Source organism: Oceanobacter kriegii DSM 6294 (assembly GCF_000422845.1).
Classification (GTDB): domain Bacteria; phylum Pseudomonadota; class Gammaproteobacteria; order Pseudomonadales; family Oceanobacteraceae; genus Oceanobacter; species Oceanobacter kriegii.
Genome location: NZ_AUGV01000007.1, coordinates 16,363 through 32,701, shown reverse-complemented (window position 1 = coordinate 32,701; position 16,339 = coordinate 16,363). Strand labels below are relative to the sequence as shown.

Annotated in this window: 13 protein-coding genes; 7 read left to right on the top strand and 6 right to left on the bottom strand. The window is 54.9% G+C overall.

All coding sequences use genetic code 11. The features are described from left to right. The first annotated feature begins 49 nt into the window (after window positions 1–49). From G516_RS0105475 to G516_RS0105455, 5 genes are all read left to right on the top strand, one after another. Window positions 50–799 (top strand): MHYT domain-containing protein, encoded by a 750-nt coding sequence (locus G516_RS0105475; RefSeq protein WP_051218973.1) that lies wholly within the window; start codon window positions 50–52, stop codon window positions 797–799. Between the two features lie 219 nt (window positions 800–1,018). Beyond that, window positions 1,019–1,933, top strand: a complete 915-nt coding sequence (locus G516_RS0105470; RefSeq protein ID WP_028292811.1) for a methylenetetrahydrofolate reductase — start codon at window positions 1,019–1,021, stop codon at window positions 1,931–1,933. Between the two features lie 95 nt (window positions 1,934–2,028). Continuing rightward, the gene (locus G516_RS21170) at window positions 2,029–3,600 is read left to right on the top strand and encodes a Wadjet anti-phage system protein JetA family protein (protein WP_051218972.1); all 1,572 of its coding nucleotides are present in this window, start codon (window positions 2,029–2,031) and stop codon (window positions 3,598–3,600) included. A 2-nt stretch (window positions 3,601–3,602) separates the two neighbouring features. Continuing rightward, a complete protein-coding gene (locus tag G516_RS21165; RefSeq protein ID WP_084644888.1) occupies window positions 3,603–4,481 on the top strand; it encodes a DUF4194 domain-containing protein in 879 nt (292 codons plus the stop codon). Window positions 4,482–4,484: 3 nt separating this feature from the next. Further along, window positions 4,485–8,153, top strand: coding sequence for an ATP-binding protein (locus tag G516_RS0105455; RefSeq protein ID WP_028292810.1), 3,669 nt, complete (start codon window positions 4,485–4,487; stop codon window positions 8,151–8,153). A gap of 373 nt (window positions 8,154–8,526) precedes the next feature. On the opposite strand, the gene G516_RS0105450 is transcribed toward G516_RS0105455, so the two are convergent. Continuing rightward, window positions 8,527–8,730 carry a hypothetical protein gene (locus G516_RS0105450; protein WP_156878959.1) on the bottom strand — a complete coding sequence of 68 codons (204 nt, stop codon included), beginning with the start codon at window positions 8,728–8,730 and terminating at the stop codon, window positions 8,527–8,529. 183 nt (window positions 8,731–8,913) lie between these two features. Between G516_RS0105450 and G516_RS0105445 the strand changes: the two genes are divergently transcribed. After that, window positions 8,914–9,297 (top strand): rhodanese-like domain-containing protein, encoded by a 384-nt coding sequence (locus G516_RS0105445; protein WP_156878958.1) that lies wholly within the window; start codon window positions 8,914–8,916, stop codon window positions 9,295–9,297. Window positions 9,298–9,403: 106 nt separating this feature from the next. Here G516_RS0105445 and dusA read toward each other — a convergent pair whose 3' ends face one another. From dusA to G516_RS21160, 5 genes are all read right to left on the bottom strand, one after another. Further along, the gene (dusA, locus tag G516_RS0105440; protein WP_028292807.1) at window positions 9,404–10,390 is read right to left on the bottom strand and encodes a tRNA dihydrouridine(20/20a) synthase DusA; all 987 of its coding nucleotides are present in this window, start codon (window positions 10,388–10,390) and stop codon (window positions 9,404–9,406) included. Between the two features lie 3 nt (window positions 10,391–10,393). Further along, a complete protein-coding gene (gene hflD / locus G516_RS0105435; protein WP_028292806.1) occupies window positions 10,394–11,017 on the bottom strand; it encodes a high frequency lysogenization protein HflD in 624 nt (207 codons plus the stop codon). Next, window positions 11,010–12,128, bottom strand: coding sequence for a tRNA 2-thiouridine(34) synthase MnmA (gene mnmA / locus G516_RS0105430; RefSeq protein ID WP_028292805.1), 1,119 nt, complete (start codon window positions 12,126–12,128; stop codon window positions 11,010–11,012). The genes hflD and mnmA overlap by 8 nt, the downstream gene beginning before the upstream one ends. A 2-nt stretch (window positions 12,129–12,130) precedes the next feature. Continuing rightward, on the bottom strand, window positions 12,131–12,580 hold the full coding sequence (locus G516_RS0105425) for an NUDIX hydrolase (RefSeq protein WP_028292804.1): 450 nt from the start codon (window positions 12,578–12,580) through the stop codon (window positions 12,131–12,133). A 100-nt stretch (window positions 12,581–12,680) separates the two neighbouring features. Next, the gene (locus G516_RS21160; protein WP_084644887.1) at window positions 12,681–13,439 is read right to left on the bottom strand and encodes a pseudouridine synthase; all 759 of its coding nucleotides are present in this window, start codon (window positions 13,437–13,439) and stop codon (window positions 12,681–12,683) included. Between the two features lie 244 nt (window positions 13,440–13,683). On the opposite strand from G516_RS21160, the gene G516_RS0105415 reads away from it, so the two are divergent. Continuing rightward, window positions 13,684–15,912, top strand: a complete 2,229-nt coding sequence (locus G516_RS0105415) for an NADP-dependent isocitrate dehydrogenase (RefSeq protein ID WP_028292803.1) — start codon at window positions 13,684–13,686, stop codon at window positions 15,910–15,912. Window positions 15,913–16,339 lie beyond the last annotated feature (427 nt).

The following is a 16,339-nucleotide window of genomic DNA, read 5'->3' as shown; positions in this document are numbered from 1 at the left end:
GTTACGCTCGGGCTCTTTTCCAGCACCCATGTCTCAAAGCAGGTATGCAATGGAAAACTACAATCTGGCTCTGGTCGCGCTCTCCTATGCGTTGTCGGTATTCGGTTCCTACACGGCGCTGACGCTGGCGTCCGCCATACCGCTAACGGACCGAAAATCACCGGGCTGGTTGATCGGCGCAGCATTTGCGCTGGGCGGCACGGGGATCTGGGCGATGCATTTTGTTGGCATGCTGGCCTTCAAAACGCCATTGGATTTTGGCTACGACCTGACCCTGACATTGGCCTCTCTGGCAATTGCCGTGGTGGTGGTCGGCATCGGCTTGCTGGTGGTATCCCGTAATCCGTCCAGTGTAGTGGCCTTGGTGCTGGCTGGCGTCATTACCGGCCTGGGTGTTGCGACCATGCATTACACCGGCATGGCAGCAATGGTGATGCCAGGCTCCATGAGTCACGATGCAGCGATTGTGGTTGCCTCTGTCTTTATTGCTGTATCCGCGTCCATTGTGGCGCTGTGGCTGGCCTTCAATGTCACCACTACGATGATGCGTGTGTTCAGCGCGCTGATTATGGGCGTTGCCGTGTGTGGCATGCACTACACCGGCATGTATGCCATGAATTTCGATTTTGGCTTGGCTCAACAGCTGTCATTGGCCGATTTGCAATACCAGTCATCCGTTGATGCCGGCGTGCTGGCAATGCTGATTGCCGTGGTGGGCTTTGGTGGTTCCATGGCGCTGTTTCTCGGCACCCGCGAGTCGCTCAAACAGCTGCGTCAGGATGCGCAGTGGACCAACTAGTTGCCACAAGTACATACACTCAAGGGCTCTTCGGAGCCCTTTTTTGTGCCTGTTGCACACGGCTGTGGGCGGCATCTGAACGAAAAACCAGCGCCGGTCATGTAAAACCGTCTTCGGTTTCGCAGAGCAGGGAATACTGGGGTAGACTTGCCGCCATAAATAGATTGGGTGCTTAGGGTCCCTAAGAACACCCACTGGATAATACAGACAAGGTCCAACATGCTCGCCGAAAAAATTCGTAATCGCGAAAGCGGAATCATTCTTTACGGTATCGTTCCCCCAAAGAAGGAAACTGCGCCGGAGCGCGTCGAAGAAATTGCCAAGCTGCAGATGGAGCGTATTTCCAACCTGCCTATTGACGGTTTGATTCTGTATGACATTCAGGATGAAGCCAGCCGCACCTCTGAAAAACGCCCGTTTCCTTTTATGGAAACCCTCGACTGCTTTGATTACAGCCGCAATCAACTGAAAGCGCTGGATATGCCCAAGATCATCTATCGGGCTGCGGGCAAGTACAGCAAGGAAGCACTGACCGGCTTTATGCAAGAAGCGTCCGACACCATGAATATGACGGTATTTGTTGGTGCCTCCTCAAAAGAACAGCCTGTGACCATGTCCATGCGCGAAGCCTATGCGCTGAAGCAGCAGGTGCGTCCGGAGCTGCTGTTGGGTGGTGTAACTATTCCCGAGCGCCATCGCGCCAAAGGCGATGAGCACACTCGTGTGCTCGAGAAGGTTCAGCAAGGCTGTTCGTTCTTTGTGTCGCAGGGTGTCTACGACCTGCAAGCGTCAAAGGATTTCCTGTCGGATTACTACTACCACTGCCTGGAAACCAACACGCCGATGGTGCCGGTCATCTTCACGCTGACGCCATGTGGTTCTATCCAGACGCTGAACTTTATGAAGTGGCTGGGTATCAGTATTCCGCGCTGGCTTGAAAACGAGCTGGTTCACGCTCATGACATCCTCGAAGAGTCTGTGAACTACTCCGAGTACAACTGGAACGAATTGAAAGCCTTTGCCGACAAACTCGGCATCCCGGTTGGCTGCAACATTGAAAGCGTTGCGGTTCGCAAAGTGGAAGTGGAAGCCTCCATTGAATTGTTAAACCGCATTGCCGCCAAAACAGCCTGACAAGATCACAAGTCTTGAAGTCAGATACGCGCCAGCAACGAAGCCGAGTTATACTCGGCTTTTTGTTTTGAACTCTTGAAACCGGATTTCACTGAATGTTTTTTCAGCAGGAACGTGAACACTTCTTTAGGCCGCTCACTGGCAAGTACCGCGAGCACATTGTTGAGTGTCTGAAAGAGCTGTATCAACGGCTGTACAGCTCGGCCAATGCAGATTATGGCCATGCGCTGGTGCGCGACCAATTGATCGAAATCTTTCAGGAAGCCCTGGTGCGTGGGCCTCAAGTGGCCACAGAAAACGAAGGCGCTGCCGAGACTTCTGGCACATCCAGCGCCACTGCCGAAGACGATGCACCGCTGCGATTCCGCACCAGTCGCGATCAGGCGGTCTGGATTCTCAACCAGCTACTGGAACACGGCTGGCTGGAAAAGCAGGTCGACCAGGCAACGCTGCACAGCACCTTTTCTTTTACGCGCTTTGGCCGTGAATTCACCGAGCCATTCGTGAGCGACCACCGTATTACTGCGCGCACCCGTCATCGCAACACCCGTAATACCCGCAATGCGCTGGAAAGCTTCTGCGAGCGCGGCGATGTGTACGATCTGCTGGATGCATTCGAATACTCTGAGCGCATTATCAGCGACTTTACCGATGTCATTGCTGAACTGGATGAGCGCAAGCGCGATCTGGTGCGCGAAATGGAAGACCAGCTGCTGGTTCAGCATGCCAGTGAAGCCTTTTTCGATTTTATGGAAAACCGCTTCCAGCCTGACCTGTCGGTGCGTTTATCTGCCGATAACGTAGAGCGCCACCGCGACCGCATTGAAGCCCTGATTCGTGATATTCGTCGCAAGGACACGGCATTCAAGGCCGCAACCGAGAAACGCCTGCGTGAGCTGATGCCAGAACAGGCCGTGGCAGGGCAGTCGTTACTCTGGTGGTTGCTGGACGGCATTGAACAGCGCATGCGCAATGCCGCAGAAATCATGCTGCCGGCGCTTAGAAAGTCGCTGCAAAGCTTCACCAAGCGGGCGGACATCATCATTCGTCAAATGAGCTATCTTGCGTCCCAACGGCACAACAACGTGTTATCGGTGTGCAAGAAACTGGCAGAAGCACCGGCCGAACGCCAGGACGCATTGCTGAGTAAAGCCGGCGAACTGATGGCTGTGCCTGAGTTTGGCTATGTTGACCCGTCACACGTGCGCATGGCTGCCCCAAGAGCGCGCCAGAACGTCGCAACCGCACTGCCGGGCGAGAAAGGCGAGGTTGACCTGGGCGCTCGCAAGAACACCTACATCCAGCAAGTGCTGGATCAGGCATTCCTTGTAAATCAGCAGGCGCTGCGTGGGTACATAGGCAAGCAACTCAGTGCGGGCAAAAAAATATCCACCCGCGAACTGCACATTGAGTCGGCCAGCGACTTGCTGGCGGTAGCCCACGCCATTGGTTTGGGGGCAGCGGACAGTTCGGTGGCCAACACCAGCTCAGACTTTCGTTTTGTCGTGCAGCCGGATGACCAGACCGCAGCACCTTCGAACGACAGCGAACACACCGCCAGCCGCTATTTTGAACACAAAGACCACTTCACCTTCGAGCTGGTTGCCAAACACTCCAACACAGAATCGGCTGATGCAGCCGCTCCGGCGACTGAAGACACGGACTGAATATGCTTTCACTGATTGAAAAACAATTGGAACAGGCCGGCTTGAGCCTGCGGGAATTCTCTGAGCTGCTGATGCGCTTGCTGGATTACGGCGTGATTTGCCGTGACGAAAGCCAGATTGAGCAACAGCTGTACGACCGCTACCTGCGCCTTGAGGACCTGGTACACGACTACCTTCAATTGATCGGCTTACGAGTACTGCACGATCGCCGCTTCCAGTTTTTACGCGTCGTGCCGCCCGGCGCCGTGGTGCCGGGTATGGAAGAAGAGGCTGGCTTTGAACAAAGCCAGGCCTTCCGCCTGCGCCTGAATCAGAACGAAGTGGCGCTGACTCTGGTGCTGCGCGCCCAATACGACAAAGCCCTGCGTGAAGGCGCGGTGGATGAGCATGGCTGCGTCATGGTGTCGCTTGAAACCCTCGGCATTGCCATGCAAAACCTGCTCAAGCGTCAGCTACCAGACCAGCTGACCGAGCGCAAAACCCTGTTCCGACGTTTGCGTCAGCTGCGTTTGATCCATCTCAGCAGCGACGACCAGCTTGGCGATGGCGACACCTGGCTGCGTGTTCGCCCCATGATTATGAGCTATGTCTCAGACGACGTGTTGTCGACTCTGCTGGGCGATGACAGTCCGGCTGTCGGCGGTTCTGAATCTGATGACGTTGAATCTACTGGCTCTGAATCTACAGACACTGAGTCCGACCAACAGCAAGCCGTACAGCAGGATTCAGTACAGCCGGAACCAGAGCAAGAGCCCGACGAAACAGATCAGGCACCGACACAAGCGACCGCAGGGCCGTCCCTGTTTGGCGATCTGGATGATTTGACTGCAACCGACACAGAATCAGAAGCCAGCAACAGCGTCACGGAAGAAGGCAAGTAAACCATGTTCCTGAAGAAATTTGTTTACGTGAACTGGGGCAACATCCCAGCCACTGAATTTGAATTTGGCCCAATCAATCTGCTGTCTGGTGGCAACGGTTCCGGCAAAACCACCGCGGCCGACGCCATTCAGACCATCATGACAGCCGCTCACGACACGCTGTTTAACTACAACCCGGGTCAAGACGAAGCGACCCAGCGTGGTCGTGGCAAAAACGTGCGAACCCTCGCCAGCTATGTACTGGGTTGTGACGATGGTAGCTACGCTCGCCCGGAAGGCGCGGTGGGTTATCTGGCAGCCGTATTCCACCCGACCCAAAACGAACCCGGCGAGCCATTCACAGCCGTCATTGGCGTATCGGCATCCCTCGACAAGGCCGGTGCTCAGCCGGTCGCCCGCCAGCACGACATTCAGTTTTACATCGTTGCTGGCGAACAGCTGACGCTGTCGGACTTTTTGCAGGATGACGTCGAAGGCAACCGTCTCGTTGTGCCACTCAACAAACTCAAGGGCTGGCTTAACAATCGCCTCGGATCTCGTCATGGCGACCAGTCGGCCGCGACCCTCAACGTTGAGCAGTACGACACCAAGAAGCAGTACCTGCGTCGGTTGTATGGCGCACTGCGTGGACGCTTCGACGCCGTGAGTGAGCGCGAAGCGCTGAATGCCGCAAAAACCTTCTCTCGCTTTATGGCCTACAAGCCAGTGAAAAGCATCAACGGCTTTGTCGCCAATGAGATTCTGGAAGCCCGTGATCTTGGTGACGCCATTCGGTCGGTGTCTGACCTGATGAAAACCATTCATGCGATGGAATCGGAATCCCGCACATTGGCAGACACCATCGAGCGGCTGAATCGCGCCAAAGGCGCATCCGGTCGTTACATTGACCAATGGCTGGATCATCAGATTCTGGGCTACACCGCCGCCCGCTGCCGTTTTCTGGAAGACCAGAAAGCCTACCTCAAGGCCAAGGAAATCCAGCAGGGTCTGCGCAGCCAACTGAAAGACGCCGAGCAAGAGCGCGAAGCTGCTCAATTGCGCCGCTCCAGCCTGCGCGAACAACTGATTGGCATGGAAGCCAAGCGCCTCGGCATCAGTGCCTTGCAGAACAAGGACAGTGCTGAAAAATCGATCGAGGAAGCTAAGCAACAGCTGCAACGCCAAGCGTTGCCATTGCTGGAACAAGACCAGATGCTGCAAGCCTCGCTGCGCGCCAGCGAGCTGATTTTCAACGGCATGCAGCGCACCAGCCTGGCGCTGGAAGTACCGTCGCTGTCCAGCAAGGGATTGGTTGATCAGGCCCGTAACGTGCTGGCGCTGAAAGATCAGGACAGCATCGATCTGCGCAAGCTGCTGGGTAAGGACTGGATTGACCTGTCGCCGCTGGAGCAGCAACTGGATCAGGCCCGCGAACAACAAACCCTGATGAACAACTGGCGCACGCGTTTCCACGACAGCGAACTGGAAAGCAGCGGTAGCTCCATTCGAGATCAGCTTGCCCGTGTTGTTGATCGCCGTGATCAGAAGCTACAGCAGCTGCGTGGTCGTCTGAATCAGAAGCAGGCGGATGTCGACACCCTGGAAAGCCAGCAGTTGAGCTACCCGGGTTTTGTTCGTCAGGCACTGGATGTGATTCAGCGCGAATGCCCGCAAGCCGAGCCGCGAGTGCTGGCTGATTACGTGTCGGTCACCGACACCGCCTGGCAAAGCGCCATTGAAGGTTATATTGGCGGCGCCCGCTTCAGCATCATTGTTGAACCCGAGTACGAAGCCGAAGCAGCCCGTATTGTTCGTGGCATGTCTGGCGGTAGCCGGGCGCGGGTTATTCAAGGCCGTAAGGCCCGTCAGGATGCCGACCGGATGAAGGTATCCAGCAACTCCATTCTTAGCCTGATGGAATTTGAACACGCCACCGCTCGGGCGTATTTGCAGGCCAGTTACGGCAACGTGGAGCTGGTGCCGGATGTCGACACTCTGAAAACCACCCGCCGGGGCGTGTGCAAGGAAGGACTCGGGTCGGGCGCTTATTCCATGTACCGCTGCGATCTCGATGACAGCGATCTGGTGTTCGGTGCCGCTGCCCGGGAACGCGCCCTGATTGCCAAGCAAAACGAAATCCAGACATTGGCAGCCCAGTGCAACGAAGCTTTGGCAAGTCTGAAAGAGGCCAGCCAGCTGCTGGATGCAATTAACCTGCTGCGCCAGGTCGATTTTGCAGACCAGATCCGTGCCATGCTGGACACCCATTACCGCCTGCAACAAGCCGAGAAATCCCTCGACAGCGTCGATGTGGCCGATTTCTCCGGAGTGGAGCAGGAATTCGAGCTACTGAAGCAAAAAGCCGACGAGCAAGACGCTCATATCCGCGAACTCGACGGCTTGCTGGGTAGCTTGCAGCAGCGCCTGAAAGACAGCGAGCAGAAGTGCAAGGCACTGAGCGATCGTCAGGAAGTGACGTCCGACGCTGCCGATCTGGCAGAAGAATCCTTGCGTCATGTTGCCAGCCTCTGGCCAGACCTCGCATTGGAACAAACGCTTGAGGCTGCCGACAAGCAAGCAGCAGAAGCGTCAGCCGATGCCCTCGACAAGCAGGCACAGCAGCTGATTCAGGAGCTGAATGGCAGCGCCTACGAAGTAGAACGCCACATTGCTGAGCACAACCAGAACTGCCAGACCGTCGACGCCATTGTTTACAGCCCGGATTATCGCCTCGAGCACAATGAGGCCTTTTTCAAATCCCTGACCGGCCTTAACCGTGAAATCGAACGCGTTCACAACCGTCTGAAAAACAACATTCTGGTGGAAAAACAGGGGCAGCTGGAGCAACTGCGTGAAAGCTTCAACAACGCGTTTGTGACCAACCTTTGCCATTCCATTTACCAGTCGATCAACGACGGCAAGCGGGTACTGGAAGAACTCAACAAGGAACTGGCGCACCATCGTTTTGGTGCAGATCAGGAATGCTACTGGTTCGATTGGGAGTGGGTGCCGGAATACAAGGAATACTGGCAGTTCTTCGAAGAAGTCATCAAAAACCCGACGCTCGGTGAAGGCGCGACCTTGTTTGATGCGGATCTGCCCAAAGCTGCACTGCGGGTGCGAGATCAGTTGATCAGCATGCTGCTGGACGACGATGAGCAAAAAGCCATGCGCGAGCTGGAACGTATTTCCGACTACCGCAACTACCGCAGCTACGAGATTTACAAGCAACCAGCCAACAAGGACCCGATTGCCTTGAGCCAATATGGCACTGGTTCCGGCGGTCAGTTGGAAACCCCGGCGTATATCATTCGCTCAGCAGCCATCACGTCGGCCTTCCGCTTCAACGAAGGCGACACTCACCTGCGCATGGTGCTGGTCGACGAAGCCTTCTCGAAAATGGACGAAGCGCGTTCCAAAGAAGTGATTAACTACCTGACCGAAAGCCTCGGCTTGCAGTTGTTGTTTATTATGCCGACCAGTAAATCCGGTCCGTTTATGGACATGATTTCCAATCAGTTTGTGTTCAGCAAAATTCCGCTGTTGGCAGGCCAGGCGTCGGGGGAGTTGCAAACCCGGGTGTTGGTGGATCGGCAGAAGTGCAATCAGGAACGGATTCGTGAACTATGGGCCAACCATCGCAAAACCATACGCCATCAGGCTGGTTTGGATTTTATGGCGGAGTTTGGCTAAGGACCCTCTGAATAACTCTGCACAGCTCTGCGCGAGTCCTGCAGGTTGTCAGAACAAGGCGGCGAATGCAGCGGAATGGCTGGCCCTTTTCAAATTCGCCAACACCGTTCTGGCGGTCTGCAGGCCGTGCCCTACGGGGATGGCAGGGCATTGCTGACTCTGTGTCGCTGATTTTTGACTTGACCCGCCAGGCCTGCAAATCAGCTTCGTGATTCAGCGTCGCCCTGTCATCCAGAGCGGGCACCGAGTTATCCAGAGGGTCCCTTTGATAGGGATAAAAAGCAAGCCAGCTTGAAGCGGTGGGTGCCGCTTCCGGCAGGCTTGTGGCGGTTAACCCGGATAGACCAGTCCGCCTCAAACGTTGGCCAGGATGTCAGACGTTACGTTGAATCGGTTGATTGGCCGGGTTTGCCGCTGGAGTTGCTGATGCCTGTTCCGTGGCAGTAGGCTGCGGAGTGTTTACAGCTTCCTTGATGGTCTTGTCGTGGCTTTCCTTGCTTTGAGCAAAGCGAGGGGCAGCCATGGCCGGGGTACGCGCTGCACGTGCAGCCATAGGACGATAAGTTGGGCGTGACATCGTTCCTCCTGTTACTGTCTGGGAATGGATTTCAGTCGCGGCGGCATCCTAACATAACTATCGTTTATGCGTTCGCGTGTTTTCAGTGTACGCAGCGTATGGAATGGTGAAATCCTCAATGTGGTCGTTTCTGTTGGTACTTTGTACCGACAAGTTGTTTTCAGAAAAACGAAAGGTGTTGTCATGGCTTTGATCAAAAAGGTGACGCAATTGAAAGACATGAGCCAGAAAGCTCGCGCCGTGAGTGTAATGTGTGTGATGTGGGCGGGGCTGGTTTCCGCCACTGCTCAGGCAGAGCAGGTGGTGATTGACGTTCGTACGCCAGCGGAATTCGCCGAAGGGCATGTGGAGGGCGCGGTTAATATCCCGTTCGACACCATTCTGACGGGAGTTGATCAGCACGACATCCAGAAGGACGACGACCTGGTGCTGTATTGTCGCTCAGGCCGCCGGGCAGGGATTGCTCTCGACAATCTGAAAACAGCGGGCTTCGAGAAAGTGATTAACGTCGAGACGGTCAACGGTGCACAAATGTATCTGCACAATCAGTCGGCGGTTAAGTTCTAATCAAACGATTGCCTGAAAAATTCGGAATACGAAAAAGGCCGCAATTGCGGCCTTTTTCGCAAGGGCAGGAAGCACTGATTTGTTTGCCCGATGTTCTTTCGGCAAATCAGTAACCCATATGGGCCAGAGCCTGGTCAAACACCTCAGGACCGGCGTCCTTGCGGTGGGCGTTTTCGCTCAGATGGCGGCGGTACAGCCGTGCGCCTTTCTGACTTTGAAACAACCCCAGGGTATGGCGGCTGATGTGGTGGAGCAGGGCGCCTTTGCTGCGCTGTGCTTCCACATAAGGGTACAGAGCGCGAATAGCGGCTGCCTTGCGCTCGCCAATGCTTAACTCGCCAGAGTCAGCACTGGCGCCGTAGTAAAGCGAATCGACATCCAGCAACACTTCCGGCGAGTGATAGGCTTCCCGGCCCAGCATCACACCGTCCACGTGTTTCAGATGCTCGGCAGATTCCTCATGGGTCTTGATGCCACCATTGATCAGAATTTCCAGATCCGGAAACTCCTGTTTCAGCTGATACACCAGTTCATAACGCAGTGGCGGTATGTCGCGGTTCTCTGCCGGAGACAGCCCCTGCAAAATCGCCTTGCGAGCATGGACAATAAAGGTCTTGCAGCCGGTTTCAGCCACAGTGGCGACAAAATCGCGCATGTGCTCGTAGCTGTCGATGTCATCGATGCCAATACGGTGTTTGATGGTGACGTCAATGTCACAGGCATCCTGCATCGCTTTGATGCAGTCCGCGACCAGTACCGGATGGGCCATGAGGCAGGCGCCAATCATGTTGTTCTGAACCCGGTCGCTCGGGCAGCCGACGTTCAAATTGACTTCGTCGTAACCCCAGTCCTGGGCAAAACGAGCGCATTGCGCCAATTCATCAGGATTACTGCCACCCAATTGCAATGCCACTGGGTGCTCTTCATCGTTGTATTCCAGAAACCGCTCGCGGTTGCCGTGAATCAGTGCGCCGGTGGTAACCATTTCGGTATACAGCACGGCATTTTTGGTCAGTTGGCGCCAGAAGTAACGGCAATGCCTGTCACTCCACGCCATCATTGGGGCAGTCGTAAAGGTTCTGTCGAGCGCCATCTTTCAGTCTTTCTCCAACAACGTGCCCAGTGCATTCAAATAGTGCTTACGCCCCAGTAGCAGCTGCCAGCGACGACCACCGACCTGACGCCACAGAATGGCGGCGCGAATACCAGCCAGCAGCAGGGCGCGTACCTTGTTGGCGGTGGCGTCATTTTGCAGATAGGTTGGATTGCCTGTCACATGAATGCGGTAGCTCAGGTTGCTGAGCGTGTTCTTGTACAGGTCGGCGAGGGCGGCGATGGTGTTTTCGTGGGTGGTTGAAAACGCTTCGGCCTGACGGCCACATTGTTCAATGCCGTTGCCCAATTCACGCATCATGCCGCGATTACGGCGCAGTTTGCTTTCCAGATGCAGGATGGCCACGGTGTAGCGGGTCACGTCCGGGTTAATGGCGTTGCCCTTGCCGGACGCCAGCGTGTGCAGCGTATTCATGCCCAAATGCAGATTGCGCTTTGGGTTGCCGTAAATATCGGCAAAAGAATCCGGGTTTTGAATAAACAGGCTTTCCAGCAGCGGGTCGGTGTCAACGGCTGGCGCATCTCCGGTGCTGGCCAGTTTTTCTACCAGTGTGGCAGCTTGTACAACGGCTGCAATGGCTACTGCGCGTTCTTCGCGGTTAGTCATTATTATTTCCTGTAGCTTCAATGACGCCGCCACCCAGGCACACGTCGTCAAGATAGAATACAACGGATTGGCCCGGCGTTACGGCACGCTGAGGCTGGTCAAAAACAACCTTGTAGCCGACGCTGCCATCGGCCTGATCGGCGCGTTCAATCACGCATTCCTGATCATCCTGACGGTAGCGGACCTTGGCCTTGCAGCGCAGCGGCAGCCCCTCAGGTTCACCGTTAACCCAGAAGATTTCACCAGTGGTGAGCCAGTCCTTGAACAGCAACGGGTGATTCTTGCCTTGTACGGCGATCAGCACATTGCGGTTCAGGTCTTTGCCAGCCACAAACCACGGATCTTCCGAGTAATTCGACAGGCCGCCAATGCCCAATCCCTGGCGTTGGCCCAGGGTGTGGTACATCAACCCCTGGTGTTCGCCAATGTCATCGCCGGTTTCGGTTTCAATACGACCTGGCTGGGCAGGCAGGTACTGTTTGAGGAAGTCGCGAAAACGGCGCTCCCCAATAAAGCAAATACCGGTGGAGTCCTTCTTCTTGGCCGTTACCAGGCCTTGTTCTTCCGCAATACGGCGCACTTCCGGCTTTTCCAATTCGCCAACCGGGAACAGGGTCTGAGCGATCTCTGTGCCGGCTACGGCGTGCAGGAAGTAGCTCTGGTCCTTGTTGGCATCGAGGCCTTTCAGTAATCGCGTAACGCCGTCTTCCGAGTCGCCACGACGCACATAGTGACCGGTAGCGATCAAGTCGGCACCGAGTACCTTGGCGTACTCAAGGAAGGCTTTGAATTTGATTTCGCGGTTACACAGGATGTCCGGGTTCGGCGTGCGTCCGGCCTTGTACTCTTCCAGAAAGTACTCGAACACGTTGTCCCAGTATTCGGCGGCAAAGTTGGCCTGGTGCAGTTTGATGCCCAGCTTGTCGCAAACTTCCTGGGCGTCCGCCAGGTCTTCCTTGGCGGTGCAATATTCGGTTCCATCATCTTCGTCCCAGTTCTTCATGAACAGGCCTTCTACCTGATAGCCCTGTTGCATCAACAGGTAGGCAGAGACGGACGAGTCCACACCGCCGGACATACCGACGATGACTTTGATGTTTTCGTTAGACATGTTTAAGGGTGCTCAACAATCACGTCCAGAGGGAAGCGTTTACCTGCCAGAAAATCTTCAACGCAGGTTAAAACCATCTGGCTTCGGAGGTTGGGGCAATCACGCAGTTCTTCAATGGTCATCCAACGCGGGCCTATGATGCCATCATCAAGGCGCGCATCAGGAACGGCGGCAATCGGCGTTGCCGACACGCAATAGCGGTGATAGGTGACGCCATTCGCTGGGGCTGTGTAGGTGTACAGGCCGACCAGTTGCTCCGGTTTTACGTTCCAGCCGGTTTCTTCGATACTTTCTCGTACCACAGCATCGAGGATGGCTTCGTCCTTTTCGATATGACCAGCAGGCTGATTAATGACTCGTTGGCCGTCACTGATTTCCTCAACCATCAGGAATTTGTTGTCTTGATACACAACAGCGGCGACGGTCGCATGAGGGGTCCAACGTTCAGTCATGATTGCTCCAGATTTATTTGAGGCCGAATTATATGCAAACAGGCCCGTGGCGACAAAGGGCGGGCCCGCTTATGTTCGGCCGGTAGCAGGATAGTTCGTTTCATCGCTGAGGCGATTTATTACGGGCCGGGCCCGAGCGTCGACTGTTTCGCCCCAGGGAGCTGCCATTATGGCTGCGACCGGAGCCGTTTTTGACGTTACCGTTGCCGGCTTTGCGCTCAGAGCTGTTATCGGCGCGCTTATTCGGGCCGCCGGCGGCACCACTGCGACGACGGGTCTTGTTGGCTTTATTGGGCTGAGTGTCTTTGCGCGCAGGCATGTGAACTTGCAGCGCGGTGTATTCGCCCGGCGCCAGATCTTCCAGCTTCCAGCTACCTATCGCCATTCGAACCAGTCGCAGGGTAGGGTGTCCAATGTGCGCGGTCATGCGTCGGACCTGACGGTTGCGGCCTTCGCTGATTTTGATCTCCAGCCAACTGGTGATGTCATTGGCTCGCTGGCGAATCGGTGGGTTTCGCTGCCAAAGGGCGGGTTCTTCAATAATGCTGGCTTTGGCAGGTCGTGTTGGGCCATCTTTCAAAACAACGCCGTTACGTAGCTGATCCAGTGCTTCACTGGAGGGTACGCCCTCGACCTGCACCCAGTAGGTTTTTTCCATCTTGTGTTTGGGATTGGCAATCTGTGCTTGCAGTTGACCATCGTCTGTCAGCAACAGCAGCCCTTCAGAGTCATAGTCGAGCCGGCCGGCCGGATAGACACCAGACTGATCAACAAAAGTCGCAAGCGTGTCTCGTCCATTGGTATCGGTAAACTGCGACAGCACATTGAATGGCTTATTGAGCAGAATTAATTGGGCCATGCCTTTCCTGTGATGTAAGAAAACTACTAAACCGATGGTCTAGCTTGCATTTTTTGTAGAAAAACTACAAATTATGCGCCGATTTTGAGGCTGGAGTTCGACCGTATAGGGCAGGATTCCAACAAGCACATCCAACCCTTGTGCTTGTATTTCACGTTTCTGGCTTCCTACCAAAGCACAATCACCAAAAGTGACGGTGTTGGCAGCCGAGCGATATAGCAATAACAGCTCAACAGGAGTAAGAATGTCTAATAATACCCCAACCATCATCTACACCGAGACCGATGAGGCGCCAGCACTGGCAACCTACTCATTGCTGCCAATCGTGCGTGCATTTGCAGCCCAGTCTGGTGTGGGCGTTGAAGTCCGTGACATCTCTTTGGCCGCTCGTATCGTGTCCCAGTTCCCGGAGTACCTGTCTGAAGAACAGCGCATCTCTGACGATCTGGCATACCTGGGCGATCTGGCCAAAACTCCTGAAGCCAACATCATCAAGCTGCCGAACATCAGTGCTTCCGTTCCTCAGCTGGTAGCTGCCGTAAAAGAACTGCAAGCCAAGGGCTATGCACTGCCAGATTACCCGGCCAACCCGTCTACCGATGAAGAAAAAGACATTCAGACTCGTTACGACCGCGTTAAAGGTTCCGCTGTAAATCCGGTTCTGCGTGAAGGTAACTCTGACCGTCGTGCTCCTGAATCTGTAAAAGCCTACGCCCGTGCCAACCCGCACTCCATGGGTGAGTGGTCTTCCGAATCCAAGTCACGCGTGGCGCACATGGAAGACGGCGACTTCTTCAGCTCCGAGCAGTCTGTAACCGTTGCCGATGCCCAAAACGTTCGCATTGAGCTGGTTGAAGGCGGCGACGTTAAGGTTCTGAAAGAACTGTCCCTGCTGCCAGGCGAAGTGATCGACTCTGCTCGTATGTCCGTTGCCAAGCTGCGTGAGTTCTACGGCAAGTCCATCGAAGAAGCCAAAGCCGAAGGCGTATTGCTGTCTCTGCACCTGAAAGCCACCATGATGAAGGTTTCCGACCCAATCATGTTCGGTCATGCGGTTTCCGTGTTCTTCAAGGATGTTTTCGAGAAGCACGCTGACAAGTTTGAAAAGCTGGGCGTGAACACCAAAAACGGTTTTGGCGATGTACTGGCCAAGATCGCTGATCTGCCAGAAGCCGAACGCGCTGAAGTAGAAGCCGACATCGAAGCGGAATACGCAGCTCGTCCAGACCTGGCCATGGTTAACTCCGACAAGGGCATCACCAACCTGCACGTGCCAAACGACGTGATCGTTGATGCGTCCATGCCTGCCATGATCCGTTCTTCCGGTCAGATGTGGAACAAGGACAACGCTCTGCAAGACTCTCTGGCAATGATTCCAGACCGTTGCTACGCGGGTGTTTACCAGACCACTATCGATTTCTGTAAGAAAAACGGTGCGTTCGATCCTCGTACCATGGGTACCGTGCCAAACGTTGGTCTGATGGCTCAGAAAGCCGAAGAATACGGTTCTCACGACAAGACCTTCGAAGTACCAGCCAACGGCACCATGCGTGTTGTTGACGCCGACGGCACCGTTCTGATGTCTCACGACGTAGAAGCTGGTGACATCTGGCGTATGTGTCAGGTGAAAGATGCGCCAATCAAGGATTGGGTGAAACTGGCAGTTAACCGTGCTCGCGCGACTGGCTGGCCAACCATCTTCTGGCTGAACCCGGAACGTGCACACGATTCCGAGCTGATCAAGAAAGTTAACGCCTACCTGCCAGAGTTCGACACTAGCGGTCTGGACATCCGCATCATGGCGCCGGAAGAAGCAACCCAGTTCTCTCTGGAGCGCATGAAGAAAGGTGAAAACACCATTTCTGTTACCGGTAACGTACTGCGTGACTACCTGACCGACCTGTTCCCGATTCTGGAACTGGGTACGTCTGCCAAAATGCTGTCCATCGTTCCTCTGATGAACGGCGGCGGCCTGTTTGAAACTGGCGCCGGCGGTTCTGCTCCTAAGCACGTTGAGCAACTGATGAGCGAAAACTACCTGCGTTGGGACTCTCTAGGTGAGTTCATGGCACTGGCTGCTTCTCTGGAGCACCTGTCTGAGTCTGCCGACAACGCCAAAGCAGCTGTTCTGGGCAAAACCCTGGATCAGGCCACTGCCAAGTTCCTGGTAGAGAACAAGTCTCCAACCCGTCGTGTTGGTGGCATTGATAACCGCGGTTCTCACTTCTACCTGGCGCTGTACTGGGCAGAAGCCCTGGCTACTCAGTCCGACGACGCCGAGCTGAAGGCAACGTTTGAAGGCGTGTTCAAAACCATGTCTGAAAGCGAAGCCAAGATCGTTGAAGAGCTGCTGGCCGTTCAGGGCCAATCCACTGACGTGGGCGGCTACTACAAGATCGACGCTGCTCTGGCCACTCAGGTAATGCGTCCAAGCGCTACCCTGAACGCCATCGTTGACGGTCTGGCTTCCTGAGCCTCGTTTCTGAACTGAAACAAGATCGTCTTTGATGAAAAGACCGCTTCGGCGGTCTTTTTTCGTTTTGGAATACCGTTATTTCGTGCCCACTCCGACGCGCCGACTTCCCCCAGGGAGGGAGTAAATCAAGGCCACATTGAAGTGGAGGGTTTGAGAAGAGGAGGGCTTGATAAGAAATGCGCAAAGAGCAAGGAGAAGAAGAAAGCGGAAAATATCCAGGAAAAGACGAGGCAGAGCAGCGATAAAAGCGGGATTTTAAACGATCAGGCTCATTGGTCAGATTGTCATCATTTGATGGCTACAATGCGGTCTGTGACGCAAATCCACACAAAACACCTGTTCAAACATTGGCGCTCGTCGCTATTTCACCGAGAGGAAAGGAACAGACTGTTTCTTTTTTGCATACAAAAACAGGGCCCAAGGC